Raw genomic sequence first — 15,578 nt, 5'->3', positions numbered from 1 at the left:
CTTTAAAGTACCTTCTCCTTTTTTCGCATAGATTAAAAATAATTTTAGAGGTGAACGATCATGGAAATGTCTGAAATGAATCATGAATTAACAACAATGGCTAAGAAATTAGCGGACTTTAGGGGGTCTCTTTGACTTAGAAAACAAAGAGGCTCGTATTGCAGAACTAGAAAATGAAATGTCTGATCCCTCATTTTGGGATAGTCAAGAAGAAGCTCAAAAAGTAATCGGAGAAAATAATGCTTTGAAAGCGATGGTTGATACGTATCATCAGTTAGCAGCAGAACATGAAGATTTGGAAGTGTCTTATGAATTAGTAAAAGAAGAAAATGATCAAGAGATGAGAAAAGATTTGATAAAGGGAATTTCTAAGTTATCGAGTAAACTAAACGATTTTGAATTAGAACTGCTATTAAGTGAGCCTTATGATCAAAATAATGCTATCTTAGAGTTGCATCCTGGCGCAGGGGGAACCGAGTCTCAAGACTGGGCATCCATGTTACTAAGAATGTACACGCGATGGGCAGAATCTAAAAACTTTAAAGTAGAAACGATGGACTATTTACCAGGAGACGAAGCAGGGGTGAAAAGTGTGACTTTGTTTATCCGTGGTCACAATGCCTATGGCTATTTAAAGGCTGAAAAAGGGGTTCACCGTCTCGTTCGTATCTCACCTTTTGACTCTTCAGGAAGACGCCATACATCTTTTGCATCATGCGAAGTGATGCCTGAATTAGACGATAACATTGAAATTAATGTGTCACCTGATGATTTAAGAGTTGATACTTTTCGTTCTAGTGGTGCAGGAGGACAACACGTAAATACAACTGATTCCGCTGTTAGATTGACTCATTTACCTACCAATACAGTTGTAAGCTGCCAAGGTGAACGTTCACAAATTAAAAACCGTGAACAAGCAATGAAAATGTTAAAAGCCAAGTTATTTCAACTTGAAATGGACCGCCAGCGTGACGAAGCGTTAGAAATTCGAGGCGAACAATCAGAAATTGGTTGGGGAAGTCAGATTCGTTCCTATGTATTTCACCCGTATAACATGGTTAAGGATCACCGTACTAACATGGAAACAGGGAATACCCAAGCTGTTATGGACGGTGAATTAGCTCCGTTTATTGACGCTTATTTGCGATCTCAAATTAAATAAAGTCCCATTATATTTTCTAAACCTAGAAGCGATCGGTCGTAATGACTTGTTGTTTCTAGGTTTTTTATATTTGGGTACGAAACCCTATGTTTAAAACTGCCTAATCAATTTATCATTTTCATACCGTTCTCCCAGGGGATGCCCTTATTACGCCCTTTACCTTGTTAAAGCGTTAGTCTAATCGCGTTTACACTCATGGGACCCGGTGATATACTACGTAAGGATTTAAAGAAACAACTCCGTTGGATAATTGTTTCTTACATACTTTTTGGAAATTCAGGTGATAATGATGATGAAAAGGCTTCAAAGGAAAAGAGATCTTGAGCCGTTAACTCCGTTGCAACGGATTCTCTTTGATTTTGCTCACGTATTTTTTGGTTCAGCTTTGGTAGCGATATCGTTTAATATCTTTTTACTACCGAATCAAATTGCCTCAGGTGGCGTCGCTGGTGTTTCTACAATTTTGTACAGTGTGTTTCAATTTGAACCAGCTTATACACAGTGGGCACTTAATATTCCACTTTTCGTCGCTGGTGTCCTCCTCCTTGGAGGGAGTATCTCTGGAAGTATTCTGTATGGGTCAAAAACGCTAGCCGGGACACTTTTTCTTCCGTTTGTCGTCTTTTTAACGAGAAATGTGGAACCAGCTACACTTGATCCATTACTTGCTGCGATTTTTGGAGGGGTAGGAGTTGGATTAGGTTTAGGCATCGTGTTTCGTTCTTATTCTTCCACAGGTGGAACAGATTTAGCAGCGCAAATCATCAATAAATATACAGGGATGAGTTTAGGTGTTTGTGTATTTATGATGGATGGACTAGTTGTTGCTTCTTCTGCGGCTGTTTTTGGGTTTGAGTATGCTCTTTATGCTTTAATTGGATTATTTACGACAGGGAAAACGATCGACCTCGTGCAAGTCGGATTTGGCTATTCTAAAATGGTGATGATCATTTCTGCATACGAGGAAGAAATGAAGCAAGGGCTTTTAACTCAAGTGGACCGAGGTGTGACCAAACTTGTAGGTCAAGGTGGTTATACAAACCATGAAAGACCTGTACTTATGTGTGTAGTAGGTAGGAACGAAGTCCCGAAATTAAAGCGTATTGTGAAAACAATAGATCCTTCAGCCTTTGTAATTGTGAGTAATGCAACGGAAGTTTTAGGTGAGGGTTTCAAAAAGAAATAAAAAGGTTATAATTAAGTAGGAAGAGGATAGAAAATCCTACCAATTTATTTTATTTAGGAGGGGAAATATGAAAAAATTTTTAGTTGCAATTGTTGGTTCTGTCCTTGTGCTCGGAGCATGTGGTGGTGACGGTGATGATAACGAACCAGCACCAGCAAACGACGGAAATAACAATGTAGAAGAAACGAATAATGCTGCTGACGAAGGTACATATGACCTTGCAAATGGTGAAGAACTATATGTAGGGAATTGTGCATCCTGTCATGGAGGAGACCTTGAAGGCGCGTCTGGACCTGCTTTACAAGGGGTAGCTCATGACGATATCGTTTCAGCCATTCAAAATGGACCAGGCAGCATGCCGGCAGATCTTGTGTCAGGTGACGACGCTGAAGACGTGGCAGCTTGGATTACAGAACAATAAAAATGAACGTATTTGAGGGGATTAAAGCATAGCTTTAATCCCCTCTTTTTTTATTTTGATAAAAAAAATATACATACATAAATAGTTTTAATTGTGTCTTTTCCCTGCTTTAAGATAAGTAAAACCCTTCTATGTTATTTCTCTGCAATGATTTGAAATCAAACTGTAAAGAAGTTTAACTTTTCTTGTCGATTTTTGATGATATAATAAGTTTGTAGTAAAATAGCAAAAATCGTCGTTTAGATGCAGTTAATTTCAAAACTTTACCAATTTCATAGATTTATAAAGTTTTTGACTACATACGGAAAGCATGTAGTCTACATTCATGTGAAGACAGCAGAGACAGACAACAAACAAGGAAGTGATCGGGTTGATTCAGATGCAGGATGTTTGGAAAACTTACCCTAACGGCGTTATGGCTGTTAACGGAATTTCCATATACATTAAAAAGGGAGAATTTGTTTATGTGGTAGGGTCAAGTGGAGCTGGGAAGTCCACTTTTATTAAAATGATGTACCGTGAAGAAAAACCTACCCGTGGTGAGATTTCAATTGATGGTGATAATTTAGCAACGATGAAAGAAAAGCATATTCCTTTTTTACGTAGGAAAATAGGAGTGGTTTTTCAGGACTTTAAATTATTACCAAGCTTATCTGTCTTTGAAAACGTCGCTTTTGCGATGGAAGTAATTGAAGAAAGCAAAGCTAATATTCGTCGAAGAGTAATGGATGTATTAGATATTGTGCGCTTAAAAAATAAAGCGCGGTTTTTACCGCATGAATTATCTGGCGGGGAGCAACAGCGAGTGGCAATTGCCCGTGCCATTGTAAACAATCCAGCTGTACTTATCGCTGACGAACCTACAGGAAATCTAGATCCGGATACTTCTTGGGAAATTATGCACATATTAGAAGAAATTAACGATCGTGGGACGACGATTGTTATGGCGACGCATAACCGAGATATCGTTGATAGTATGCGAAAACGCCTCATTGCAATTGAAGGTGGGCGTATCTCCCGTGATGAAGTGAGGGGGACGTATAGCTATGAAAGTTAGAACATTTGGGCGCCACATTAGAGAAGGTGGAAAAAACATTGTTCGAAACGGATGGATGACGTTTGCATCCGTTAGTGCAGTGACAGTGACACTGTTAGTTGTTGGGGCGTTTCTGTTATTAATCATGAACTTGAACCATTTTGCTAATTCTTTAGAAGATGATGTTGAAATACGAGTGTTCGTAGATTTAGGAGCAGGCGAAGAAGAGCAAGAGTCACTTAGAGAGGACTTAGATGATTTACCTGAAATTGGGTCCGTTGATTATATACCTAAAGATGAAGGATTAGAAGCTTTTATTGATAGCTTAGGTGAGCAAGGCGATTATTTCGAAGGTCTTCGAGATGAAAATCCATTAAATGATACGTTTGTTATCCGTGCAGAAGATCCTCAGGAAACAGAGAATATTGCTGTTGAGATTGAGGAATTGGATCATGTCGAAGGAGTCGAATACGGAAGAGATATTTTTGAGCAATTATTTTCAGCAACCGACTTTATTCGAGTTGTAGGTGTTGTGCTCGTATTAGGGCTTTTATTTACGGCTGTATTTTTAATTGCAAATACAATTAAGTTAACAATTATTGCTAGAAAAACAGAAATTCAGATTATGAAACTTGTGGGAGCAACAAATTCTTTCATTCGATGGCCATTTTTTATTGAAGGGTTATTGCTTGGAACGTTTGGAGCAATCATTCCCGTAAGTGTCCTTGGTTTTGGGTACCATCGCTTTTATGAAACGATAGGTGAAAATACTGGGTTAGAGTTTTTTGAATTTCTACCAACTTTTCCATTGGTTATACAAACAGCCATATTACTACTAGCAATCGGAGCAATAGTAGGCGTTTGGGGAAGTATTATGAGTGTAAGGAAGTTCTTAAGAGTGTAAGAGCTTCCCCACGCTCCCCTTCATTTCCCAGGGAATAAAACAACTTTTTTTAATATAGGAGGTTTGTCAATGATTCGATCGTTAACTCTTTTCTTTGTTGCTTCTTTTTTAATTTTCACTATAATGAATGGATCTGTTATGATGCAATCCACTCATGCGAATGAAGGAGAAGAACTTGAAGAAGAAATTAATTCCGTTCGTGAAGAACAACAGAAAAAAGAACAAGAAGCGGATAAAACGGAAGAAGAAATAGAAGAAATAGAAGAAGAAATAAATGTTGCTGAAGCAGAGATTCGCGAATTAGACGATGAGATGGCTGATACTAACTTACAAATTGATGAGAAACAAGCGGAACTTGATAAAACAAAAGAACGAGTAGAAGATTTAAGAATCGAAATTGAAGAATTAGAAGAGAGAATTGCTGAGCGAGATGAATTGTTAAAAGAGCGAGTTAAATCGATGTATCAAAGTGGTGGATCAGTGAATTACATAGAAGTTATTCTTGGTGCTCAAAATTTTGGTGACTTAATCGAAAGAGTATCTGCTTTACATTCCATTGCCCAGCAAGATCGTAGTATTTTAGAAAAACATGTGGAAGATATGGAAGCGTTAGAAGTAGCAAAAAATTCGTTAGAAAATGAGCTTGCTAGTTTAGAAGAGCAAATGGCAGAATTAGAAGAATTGCAAGCGACATTAGAAGTGCAACTTAAGAAAAAAGATGAGTTAGTGGAAGAATTACAAAGCCAAGGGTATGAATTAGAAGAAAATTTAATGACTCTTGAAGAAGAAACAGATTTACTAAAAGCACAAGAAGAAGCTGCAGAAGCAGAATTAGCAGCTTGGGAAGAAGAACAAAGAAGATTAGAAGAAGAACGTCGTAAAAAAGAAGAAGAAGAAAGAAAAGCACGTGAAGCAGAAGAACAACGACAAAAAGAAGAAGAGCAACAACAAAAAGAAGCAGAAGAACAACGAAAAAAGGAAGAAGAGGAGCGTAAAGCGCAGGAGCAAGCAGAGCAAGCTGAATCCAGTTCATCAAACTCTTCATCCAGTAGTTCTAGCTCAAGCAGCTCATCCAGTTCATCTAACTCTTCTTCAAATACGAGCTCAAATGAGACAACACAAGCAAGTGGTGGATCGGCAACTTTTCACCGACCAGCGAATGGAAGAGTTACATCAGACTACAATCCGAATCGTGTACACCCTGTTTATGGTACAACTCGTCCACATAACGGAAGAGACTTTGGCCGTGATGGTGGATTAGGTATATATGCTGCGGAAGCAGGAACCGTTGTATCCGCGAGTCGCATGGGTGGATTTGGTAATACGATTTTGATTTCTCATGTTGTAGATGGAAAATCAATCACAACGTTGTATGCTCATTTAGCAGGGTACAATGTCTCAGCAGGTGATCGTGTGAGCCGTGGTCAAAACATCGGAACAATGGGGACTACGGGGGTCTCGACAGGAGTTCATCTTCACTTTGAAGTGCATCCTGGAGGATATGCCGGTTCATCATCTGCAGTGGATCCGGGTCCTTATTTACCATAAATTCATAAGAAATAAAATGGTTTTGTTAAAAAATTGAATGAAGAAGAGTGTCCAATAGTATACTAAATGGACCTCTTCTTTTTTATACTTTAAAAAAGTTTAACTCTGTTAAAGGACTAAAGCATAAAAACTAAGGCTTTCGCCAGGACTTGGCGATAATCCAAGTTTTTCTAATAGAGGAATCAGACACTTGTCCATCGTTTATGGACGGACTGACCTCTACTTAGTATATTGCGGAAATACATAAATATGGTAAATTTCATCTTCACTCATTTTTTCGGAGAAGGATGTTTTATCGTTTGAAACCGAATAATATTGATTGAAAAAGAAGCAAAGTTTTTCTGCACAGTGAGATTTCTTTTAAATCGGTCTTATTCTCTGTTATGATAGGAACAAATGAAAAATACAAAAAATATAGAACGTTCATAAATAGATTAAGGGACGAATGAGGTGGATGTTATGAAAAATAGTAAAGTTTTCATTCCTTTAGTATTTGTATTATCTCTTTTACTAGGGGCTGGAGGAATGTATATAACAATGGCTGCCATGAATGGGAACGATGATGCTGTTGTTTTAGAACAAGCTGAAGTCGAAGAATTAATGGAAAGTAGTCAAAATGAAGCCCAAGAAGCGTCGAGTAATGTAGACGTTGATTTAGAACGAGTAGAAAAAATTGAAAAAGCGTATGAAATTATTGCTGAACGCTATGTGGATGAAGTGGATGAATCGAAACTTATTGAAGGAGCCATTTCAGGAATGCTAGAAACGTTAGATGACCCCTATTCCGTTTACATGGATCAAGACACAGCCCAAGAGTTTGTTGAGTCACTTGATTCATCCTTCGAAGGAATTGGTGCGGAAGTAAGTATGACAAATGGTAAAGTAACCATTGTAGCTCCATTTCGTGATTCCCCTGCAGAAGATGCAGGATTAAGACCTAATGATCAAATTATTGAAATTGATGGTGAGGATATCGATGGTCTCTCATTATATGAAGCAGTATTAAAAATTCGAGGTGAAAAAGGAACATCTGTCACGTTAACGATTGAACGACCGGGTGTAACTGATCAAATAGATTTAGATGTGGTAAGAGATGTTATTCCAATCGTAACCGTTCATAGTGAAATCATTGAACAAAATGATAAAAATATCGGTTATTTAGAAATCCGTTCCTTCTCAATAGATACCGCTGAGGACTTTGAAGAAGAGCTAACTAAGCTTGAAAATGACGGGATCGATGGTTTAGTCATTGATGTAAGAGGAAATCCAGGCGGCTTCTTACAAAGTGTTGAGGACATTGGGAATTTAATTATTCCAGGCGGAGAACCAATTGTACAAATTGAAGATCGCGACGGGGAAACAATCAGACATATTTCTAATTTAGAGGAAGATAAAGAGTATCCAATCGTATCCTTGATCGATGAAGGAAGTGCGTCAGCATCAGAGATTCTTGCTGCTGCATTAAAGGAAGCAGGAGGACATGAGGTTGTCGGTAAACCAACATTCGGGAAAGGTACTGTTCAACAAACGCTTCAAATGGATGATGGAAGTGAAATTAAATTAACATTATTTAGATGGCTAACTTCCGACGGAAATAATATTAATGAAGACGGTGTGCAACCGACGGTAGAAGTAGAACAACCCGAGTTTTTCTACGTTTCACCGCTTGATATTGAAGATCCACTTGTTTATGATGTGTCAAATGACCATGTGAAGAGTGCTCAGGTCATGTTGGAAGGACTCGGGGAAGACCCAGGTCGCACAGACGGCTATTTTGATCGTCAAACAGAAGAAGCGGTTAAATCATTCCAAGAAAAAGAGGACTTAGAAGTAACAGGTGAAATTAACGAAGAAACAGGAGATCGGTTACAAGAAGTATTAATTGAAACGATTCAAGATAGAGAGTCAGACCTTCAATTTCAAAAAGCGATTGAGCTATTAACAGAATAACAATTCACAACGTTAAGTAAGCGATGATGGAGGATCACCCTCTTTCATCGCTTTTTTGTGATTTTATTTCGAATCGTGAGTAGACTACCATGCGAATCTCTTCGCACCATGATGGATGAAAAAATAGAAAAAAGGAGAAACTTGGATAATCTGAAAAAAATCGCTTTTCTTTTCTGATAATTCATTTACAATGAAAGGAAGAGACTATTATTCGTAAGTAGATGAAAAAACATTATTTAATTAAAGAAAATGAAGTTGTGGGATGAGGAGGAATTTGCTTGGATATGATTGGCTTAGAAATACTTAAATCTTTAGGAAGATTCTTTTTGCACCCCCTTACATACGTATTTGTGATAGCAGCTTTCATGCTAGGTTTTCAGAGAGTGAAACGAGAACGAAAAGATTTTCATACTCGTGTTTTTGATGTGATTCAACAAGTTACATCACCTTTGGTAATCGCTTTGATTTTTGGACTAGCTGTGTCAGTCGTTACGCTTTTGCTTGGCATTGAAATTCCAGTTGGCATGCTAGCTTTAATCATGGCAATTTGGCTTATTTTACTGCCCTTTCGAAATGCTCGTTGGTTGAGTATTACGGTAGCAGGATCATTAGCACTGATCATCGCACCATTTCTTCCAGAAGCAGGAACAAATTGGTCCTTCCTTAATCAATGGATTATTGACATTCAGCAGATGGATCTATTAAATTTAGCTTGGCTTTTCACCGTTTTGTTTGTCGCAGAATCACTGCTAATTCTAGCAGATGGATGGAAACAGACGTCTCCAGCTATTGTAAAAAGTAAACGGGGGAAAATGGTGGGCGAGCACATTGCATCTCGCCTATGGTTTCTTCCAATCTTTTTAGTGTTCCCTGTTGGGGAATGGAGTGCCGTTTCTTGGTGGCCATTGTTTCCTTTAACAAGTGGAGAAACATTTGGACTAGCACTTGTCCCTTTTGTCCTCGGTTTCCAAGCAAAGCTTCATGGAGAATATCCAATTGATGGTGTGAAAAAAATAGGAAAACACTTAGTTTTTGTGAATATGATTGTGATCACTTTTGCTATTGCCGCTTATTTTTATTCACTGATGATTTTATTCGTCCCTGCAGCTATATTAATTGGTCGGGAAATAGTTTTTTTATCATATAAACTAGAAGAAAAAAAGCGAACAAGTCTATTTAATCGTCAAGAATCCGGGATGAAAATCCTTGGAGTCCTTCCGCATTCTACCGCGCATAAAATGGGACTTGATATAGGAGAAGTGATCGTAAAAGCAAATGGACGTGAGGTTAGTTCTCAGCGGGAATTTTATGATGCATTACAGCAAAACTCCGCTTACTGTAAGTTAGAAGTGTTAGATCTTGCTGGAGAGCTTCGATTTGCTCAATCATCCATCTTTCAAGGAGATCACTACCAGATAGGGTGTTTATTTGTTCCGGATGATGAAATGGGGAACCTTTCCTATCGAGGATTGCGATCTTCTGTTGTCATTCATCAAGACCGTTCTGAGGTAGAAAAACAGCAGAATGAAACGAAAACTCCGCCGACAGAAGAACCAATGGACGCAGAGATTGAACACCACGATTCAGACTCGGATCGTTTTATAGATGAAGCAGAGCAACAAACGGAAGAAATACCAATTGATAGCAATGATAAACAGACAGAAGAGGAGAAAGAAATTTTCACTAGTGAAAATCATGAGGAATCAGCAGCAACGGAAGATTCTGAAGATAGAAAACAAGAGCTAGAACCTGAGGATGAGGTTGTCTCTGAAGAAAGCGACGATAATAAAAAGGTTAGTCAACTAGAAAAAGGAGCTTATGAAATGGGGCAAGCATATGGACAAGCGAGTGGTCTTGCTAATTTCTACGATGAGTTTCGACAAACGAAAACGAAAAGAAATAAATGGGCACCAACTTTAGATGAAGATGATCAAAGTAGTAAAAAATAATAGCGAAGAAAACTAATAGAAACACCTGCACATCATCATGATGCAGGTGTTTTTTTGTACAATTATTCTATATAGAGCCATAATCAATCGTTTTGTTTAAAAATATTACGAATACACGTTCGTGTTATTGGAAAATTGTGATATAATGATAGACAACTGTCAAGAATGGGTAAGAGAATAAAGACAACGTGCAAGTTGTTTGCTTTTTATATGTAGAACAGATAGGATTTTTCTTAGCATAAACGATCGTCAAAACTTTAGAAAAAGCGATTAAGTCTTTTAATATAAACGATTGAATGATAAATGGCAGCATAGATTACAGGAAAATGATATTTATAGGAGGGAAAAACGTGACATTGCAGGAAACAAATGAATTTGATCTTCACTCGCATTATAAGCCAGCTGGAGATCAACCAAAAGCTATAGAAGAATTAGTCAAAAGGGTAAACAGAGGAGATAAGTTTCAAACGTTACTTGGTGCAACAGGTACTGGGAAAACATTTACGATCTCTAATGTCATTACGAAAGTAAAAAAACCTACGTTAGTTATTGCCCATAATAAGACGTTAGCTGGTCAACTTTATAGTGAGTTCAAAGAATTTTTTCCGAATAATCGTGTGGAGTATTTTGTAAGTTACTATGACTATTATCAGCCTGAAGCCTACATCCCACAATCAGACACATTTATCGAAAAAGACGCTAGCATTAATGATGAGATTGATAAACTTCGCCACTCAGCAACGAGTGCGCTATTCGAACGAGAAGATGTCCTTATTGTAGCAAGCGTTTCATGTATTTACGGTCTCGGTTCTCCAGAAGAGTACCGTGATCTCGTTGTGTCTTTAAGAAAAGGAATGGAACGAGACCGAAATGGTCTTCTTCGACAGCTAGTTGATGTCCAATATGAACGAAACGATATTAATTTTACTCGCGGTACGTTCCGTGTCCGAGGGGATGTCGTTGAAATATTCCCGGCTTCTCGAGATGAACATTGCTTAAGAATCGAATTTTTTGGAGATGAGATTGATCGGATTACTGAAGTAGACGCACTGACTGGAGAAGTATTAGGGGAACGAGACCACGTTGCAATTTTTCCGGCTTCGCACTTCGTAACTAGAGAAGAAAAACTTACAAAAGCCATCGTGAATATTGAGAAAGAACTTGAAGAGACGTTAAAAGACATGCATGATCGAGGAAAACTGTTGGAAGCGCAGCGTTTAGAGCAGCGAACAAGATATGATATCGAAATGATGCAAGAGATGGGCTATTGTTCTGGTATCGAAAACTACTCAAGACACCTAACTTTTCGAGAACCAGGGGCGACTCCATACACGTTATTGGATTTCTTTCCGAAAGATTCATTGATTGTTGTGGATGAATCACACGTCACGTTGCCTCAAGTCCGTGGTATGTATAATGGCGACCAAGCGCGAAAAGGAGTTCTCGTTGAGCATGGATTTCGTCTACCGTCTGCTAAAGATAATCGACCATTGAAATTTGAAGAATTCGAAAAGCATATTAATCAGTCCATTTTCGTTTCTGCAACACCAGGTCCATATGAAATAGAACACTCACCAGATATGATTGAACAAATAATTCGTCCAACAGGACTTCTCGATCCAACAATTGATGTAAGACCGATAAAAGGCCAAATTGATGATATGATCGAAGAAATCCGTTTACGTATTGAACGAAACGAACGAGTACTTGTCACGACGTTGACGAAAAAAATGTCAGAGGATTTGACCGATTATTTAAAAGAAGTAGGGATCAAAGTAAATTACCTCCATTCTGACATCAAAACGTTAGAGAGAATCCAAATCATTCGAGAGCTTCGTCAAGGCAAATTCGACGTTCTCATTGGGATTAACTTATTAAGAGAAGGATTAGATCTTCCGGAAGTATCGTTGATTTGTATTCTCGATGCCGACAAAGAAGGGTTCCTTCGTGCAGAACGACCGTTAATTCAAACGATGGGGCGCGCAGCTCGTAATTCCAATGGTCATGTCATTATGTACGCGGATCGCATGACAAATTCCATGAATGTAGCGATAGAGGAAACAACTCGTCGTCGTGTCATTCAAAAAGCTCATAATGAAAAACACGGCATTACGCCTAAAACGATTCAAAAGGCCATTCCAAATTTAATTCAAGCAACTTATGCAGCGGAAGAAGAAGAAGCGTATGAAGCGTTCACGAAAGCTCCTTCTCAAAAACTAAGTAAGAAGGAACGTGAAAAAGTGATCGAACGAATGGAAAAAGAGATGAAGCACGCAGCAAAAGAACTCGATTTTGAAAGGGCTGCTGAACTCCGAGACGTCATCTTAGAATTAAAAGCGGAAGGGTGAAACATCGAATGGCTTTAGATAATATAGTTGTAAAGGGTGCACGTTCCCATAATTTAAAAGATATTGATGTAACAATCCCAAGAAATAAACTAGTGGTAATGACTGGTTTATCAGGATCTGGGAAGTCTTCTCTTGCATTTGACACCATTTATGCAGAAGGGCAGCGTCGCTATGTGGAATCACTATCTGCATATGCAAGGCAGTTTCTTGGTCAAATGGACAAGCCAGATGTGGATGCCATTGAAGGTCTATCTCCAGCCATTTCAATTGATCAAAAAACGACGAGCAAAAACCCACGTTCGACGGTTGGAACTGTAACGGAAATATACGATTATCTTCGTCTTCTATATGCACGTGTCGGGCGACCGGTGTGCCCAACCCATGGAATTGAAATTAGCTCACAAACAATTCAACAAATGGTAGATCGCATGATGGAGTATCCAGAGCGCACGAAAATGCAAATTCTTGCACCTCTTGTTTCTGGCAGAAAAGGTACCCATGCAAAAGTTCTAGAAGATATTAAAAAACAAGGGTATGTTCGTGTTCGTGTCGATGGTGAAATGCATGAAGCATCAGATGAAATTACCTTAGAGAAAAACAAAAAACACGATATTGAAGTCATTATTGACCGAATCATTATTAAAGATGGCATAGAAACACGGTTAGCCGATTCGATGGAAACGGCCTTGAACTTGGCTGATGGTCGGGTCATGGTTGACGTGATTGATGATGAAGATCTATTGTTCAGTCAAAAACACGCTTGTCCACACTGCGGTTTCTCTATTGGAGAATTAGAGCCACGGATGTTCTCCTTTAATAGTCCGTTTGGTGCTTGTTCATCATGTGATGGGTTAGGTCATAAGCTTGAAGTGGATTTAGAGCTTGTCATTCCAGACTATTCCCTATCGTTACGCGATCATGCGATAGCTCCATGGAAACCGACAAGTTCACAATATTATCCATCACTTCTAGAGAGTGTTTGTGATCACTTTGGTATTGATATAGATGTACCAGTAAAAAAATTGCCACAGCACCAGTTAGACAAGGTGTTATACGGAAGTGGAAATGAGAAAATTTATTTTAAATATGAAAATGAATTTGGCCGTGTTCGTGAAAAAGAGATTTATTTTGAAGGTGTGATGAAAAATATATCTCGTCGTTATCACGAAACAGGTTCCGATTATATTCGAGAACAAATGGAAGGCTACATGGCCCAAAAACCCTGTCCAACTTGCAAAGGAAATCGTTTAACCCATGAGGCATTAGCGGTAAAAGTAGCGAATCGACATATTGGTGAAATCACGGATTTATCGATAAAAGAAGCAAAAGTCTTTTTTGAAAATCTTACACTATCGGATAAAGAAATGACGATTGGAAGAATGATCTTAAGAGAAATTGATGAACGCTTAGGTTTTCTCATCAATGTCGGCTTAGAATATTTAACATTATCTCGATCTGCTGGCACGTTATCGGGTGGAGAAGCACAGCGAATCCGATTAGCTACTCAAATTGGTTCATCGTTAATGGGAGTTTTATATATTTTAGACGAACCGTCCATCGGATTGCACCAGCGTGATAACCATCGCTTAATCAAAACACTAGAACGAATGCGCGATTTAGGCAATACTCTGATTGTTGTTGAACATGATGAAGATACAATGTTAGCTGCAGACCATTTAATTGACGTAGGTCCAGGTGCAGGTGTTCATGGCGGTGAAATATGTGCGACAGGTACACCTGAAGAAGTAATGAATGATAAAGACTCGCTAACTGGACAATATTTGTCAGGAAAGAAATTCATTTCCCTTCCAGCTGAGCGACGGAAACCAGACGGGAGAAAGATAACGATTCGTGGGGCGGAGGAGAATAATTTACAAAAAACAAATGTAGACATTCCTTTAGGCTTACTAGTCGCCGTTACGGGAGTTTCAGGGTCAGGGAAAAGTACGCTTATAAATGATATTTTGTATAAGTCTTTGGCTCAAAAATTAACGGTAGCAAAAGCAAAACCAGGTAAAGTGAAAAAGGTAGACGGCATGGACCAGTTGGAAAAAGTAGTCGACATCGATCAATCTCCAATTGGTCGAACACCACGTTCCAACCCTGCGACTTACACAGGCGTATTTGATAACATCCGTGACGTGTTTGCGATGACGAATGAAGCTAAAGTTCGCGGCTATAAAAAAGGGCGCTTTAGTTTCAACGTAAAAGGTGGTCGCTGTGAAGCTTGTCGCGGAGATGGAATCATTAAAATTGAGATGCACTTCCTTCCCGATGTGTATGTCCCATGTGAAGAATGTGATGGGAAGAGGTACAATCGTGAAACGCTTGAAGTGAAGTATAAAGGAAAAAATATATCAGACGTTCTTGCCATGACAGTAGAAGAATCATTGAGTTTCTTTGAAAATATTCCAAGGATCAAACGAAAAATAGAAACGCTTTATGATGTCGGCCTTGGTTATATGAAGTTAGGTCAACCTGCAACCACCTTATCAGGTGGGGAAGCACAGCGAGTGAAGTTAGCTTCTCAGCTTCACCGACGTTTGACTGGCAAGACGATTTATATTCTAGATGAACCAACAACCGGCCTTCACGTACACGATATAGACCGACTGTTAAAAGTACTACAGAGATTAGTAGAAAATGGCGACACAGTTCTGATTATCGAACACAACCTCGACGTCATCAAAACAATGGACTACGTAATTGATCTCGGTCCAGAAGGCGGCGACAAAGGTGGTCGTCTTGTAGCAAAAGGGACTCCAGAACAAGTAGCGAAAGTAGAAGGCTCATATACAGGACAGTATTTAAAGCCGATATTAGAACGGGAACGGCTTCGTATGAAGGATCGTATGGAAGAAAAAGAAGGCGCCGGAACATCGGTGTAGCATTAGTGGAGAGAACGGCTCATATTTGAGCCGTTCTTTTTAGTTAGCGTTAAGTCTGGACAATGGAGCAGCAATGGTGCAGCGAGAAAGTTCGGGCACGCGGATTTTGTCGAAAATTGTTATAATGCACTTTCTTTCATCTATAATGCACTTTCTGCTTTTTATAATGCACTTCCGCACTTCTAT

General features: G+C 38.9%; 10 protein-coding genes. All 10 read left to right on the top strand.

Annotated features, from left to right (window positions below; genetic code table 11):
- The first annotated feature begins 60 nt into the window (after positions 1–60).
- A protein-coding gene (prfB, locus tag QDN89_RS07630) for a peptide chain release factor 2 (protein ID WP_280769517.1) occupies positions 61–1,162 on the top strand; the annotation gives its coding sequence in 2 pieces (ribosomal slippage) (positions 61–132 and positions 134–1,162; 1,101 coding nt in all).
- Positions 1,163–1,451: 289 nt separating this feature from the next.
- Positions 1,452–2,348, top strand: coding sequence for a YitT family protein (locus QDN89_RS07625; RefSeq protein WP_280769516.1), 897 nt, complete (start codon positions 1,452–1,454; stop codon positions 2,346–2,348).
- Positions 2,349–2,415: 67 nt separating this feature from the next.
- Positions 2,416–2,769 carry a c-type cytochrome gene (locus QDN89_RS07620; RefSeq protein ID WP_280769515.1) on the top strand — a complete coding sequence of 118 codons (354 nt, stop codon included), beginning with the start codon at positions 2,416–2,418 and terminating at the stop codon, positions 2,767–2,769.
- Positions 2,770–3,139: 370 nt separating this feature from the next.
- Entirely contained in the window at positions 3,140–3,826 is a 687-nt protein-coding gene (gene ftsE / locus QDN89_RS07615) for a cell division ATP-binding protein FtsE (protein WP_280769514.1), read from the top strand.
- Entirely contained in the window at positions 3,816–4,709 is an 894-nt protein-coding gene (gene ftsX, locus QDN89_RS07610) for a permease-like cell division protein FtsX (RefSeq protein ID WP_280769513.1), read from the top strand. Before ftsE ends, ftsX begins: the two co-directional genes overlap by 11 nt.
- A gap of 69 nt (positions 4,710–4,778) precedes the next feature.
- Positions 4,779–6,257, top strand: a complete 1,479-nt coding sequence (locus QDN89_RS07605) for a PcsB-like coiled-coil domain-containing protein (protein ID WP_280769512.1) — start codon at positions 4,779–4,781, stop codon at positions 6,255–6,257.
- Between the two features lie 459 nt (positions 6,258–6,716).
- Entirely contained in the window at positions 6,717–8,207 is a 1,491-nt protein-coding gene (locus tag QDN89_RS07600; protein ID WP_280769511.1) for a S41 family peptidase, read from the top strand.
- A 278-nt stretch (positions 8,208–8,485) separates the two neighbouring features.
- On the top strand, positions 8,486–10,156 hold the full coding sequence (locus QDN89_RS07595) for a hypothetical protein (protein ID WP_280769510.1): 1,671 nt from the start codon (positions 8,486–8,488) through the stop codon (positions 10,154–10,156).
- Between the two features lie 350 nt (positions 10,157–10,506).
- Positions 10,507–12,504 (top strand): excinuclease ABC subunit UvrB, encoded by a 1,998-nt coding sequence (gene uvrB / locus QDN89_RS07590; RefSeq protein ID WP_280769509.1) that lies wholly within the window; start codon positions 10,507–10,509, stop codon positions 12,502–12,504.
- A gap of 8 nt (positions 12,505–12,512) precedes the next feature.
- Positions 12,513–15,392, top strand: coding sequence for an excinuclease ABC subunit UvrA (gene uvrA, locus QDN89_RS07585; RefSeq protein ID WP_280769508.1), 2,880 nt, complete (start codon positions 12,513–12,515; stop codon positions 15,390–15,392).
- Positions 15,393–15,578 lie beyond the last annotated feature (186 nt).

Origin of the sequence: Salipaludibacillus daqingensis, assembly GCF_029891575.1 — a bacterium.
Taxonomy (GTDB): domain Bacteria; phylum Bacillota; class Bacilli; order Bacillales; family Salisediminibacteriaceae; genus Salipaludibacillus; species Salipaludibacillus daqingensis.
This window is presented reverse-complemented; position numbering and strand designations above follow the sequence as displayed.

Coding starts and splice junctions, on each gene's coding strand:
- QDN89_RS07600 (WP_280769511.1), top strand. CDS start 6,717: ATGAAAAATAGTAAAGTTTTCATTCCTTTAGTATTTGTATTATCTCTT.
- QDN89_RS07625 (WP_280769516.1), top strand. CDS start 1,452: ATGATGAAAAGGCTTCAAAGGAAAAGAGATCTTGAGCCGTTAACTCCG.
- ftsX (WP_280769513.1), top strand. CDS start 3,816: ATGAAAGTTAGAACATTTGGGCGCCACATTAGAGAAGGTGGAAAAAAC.
- QDN89_RS07605 (WP_280769512.1), top strand. CDS start 4,779: ATGATTCGATCGTTAACTCTTTTCTTTGTTGCTTCTTTTTTAATTTTC.
- uvrA (WP_280769508.1), top strand. CDS start 12,513: ATGGCTTTAGATAATATAGTTGTAAAGGGTGCACGTTCCCATAATTTA.
- QDN89_RS07620 (WP_280769515.1), top strand. CDS start 2,416: ATGAAAAAATTTTTAGTTGCAATTGTTGGTTCTGTCCTTGTGCTCGGA.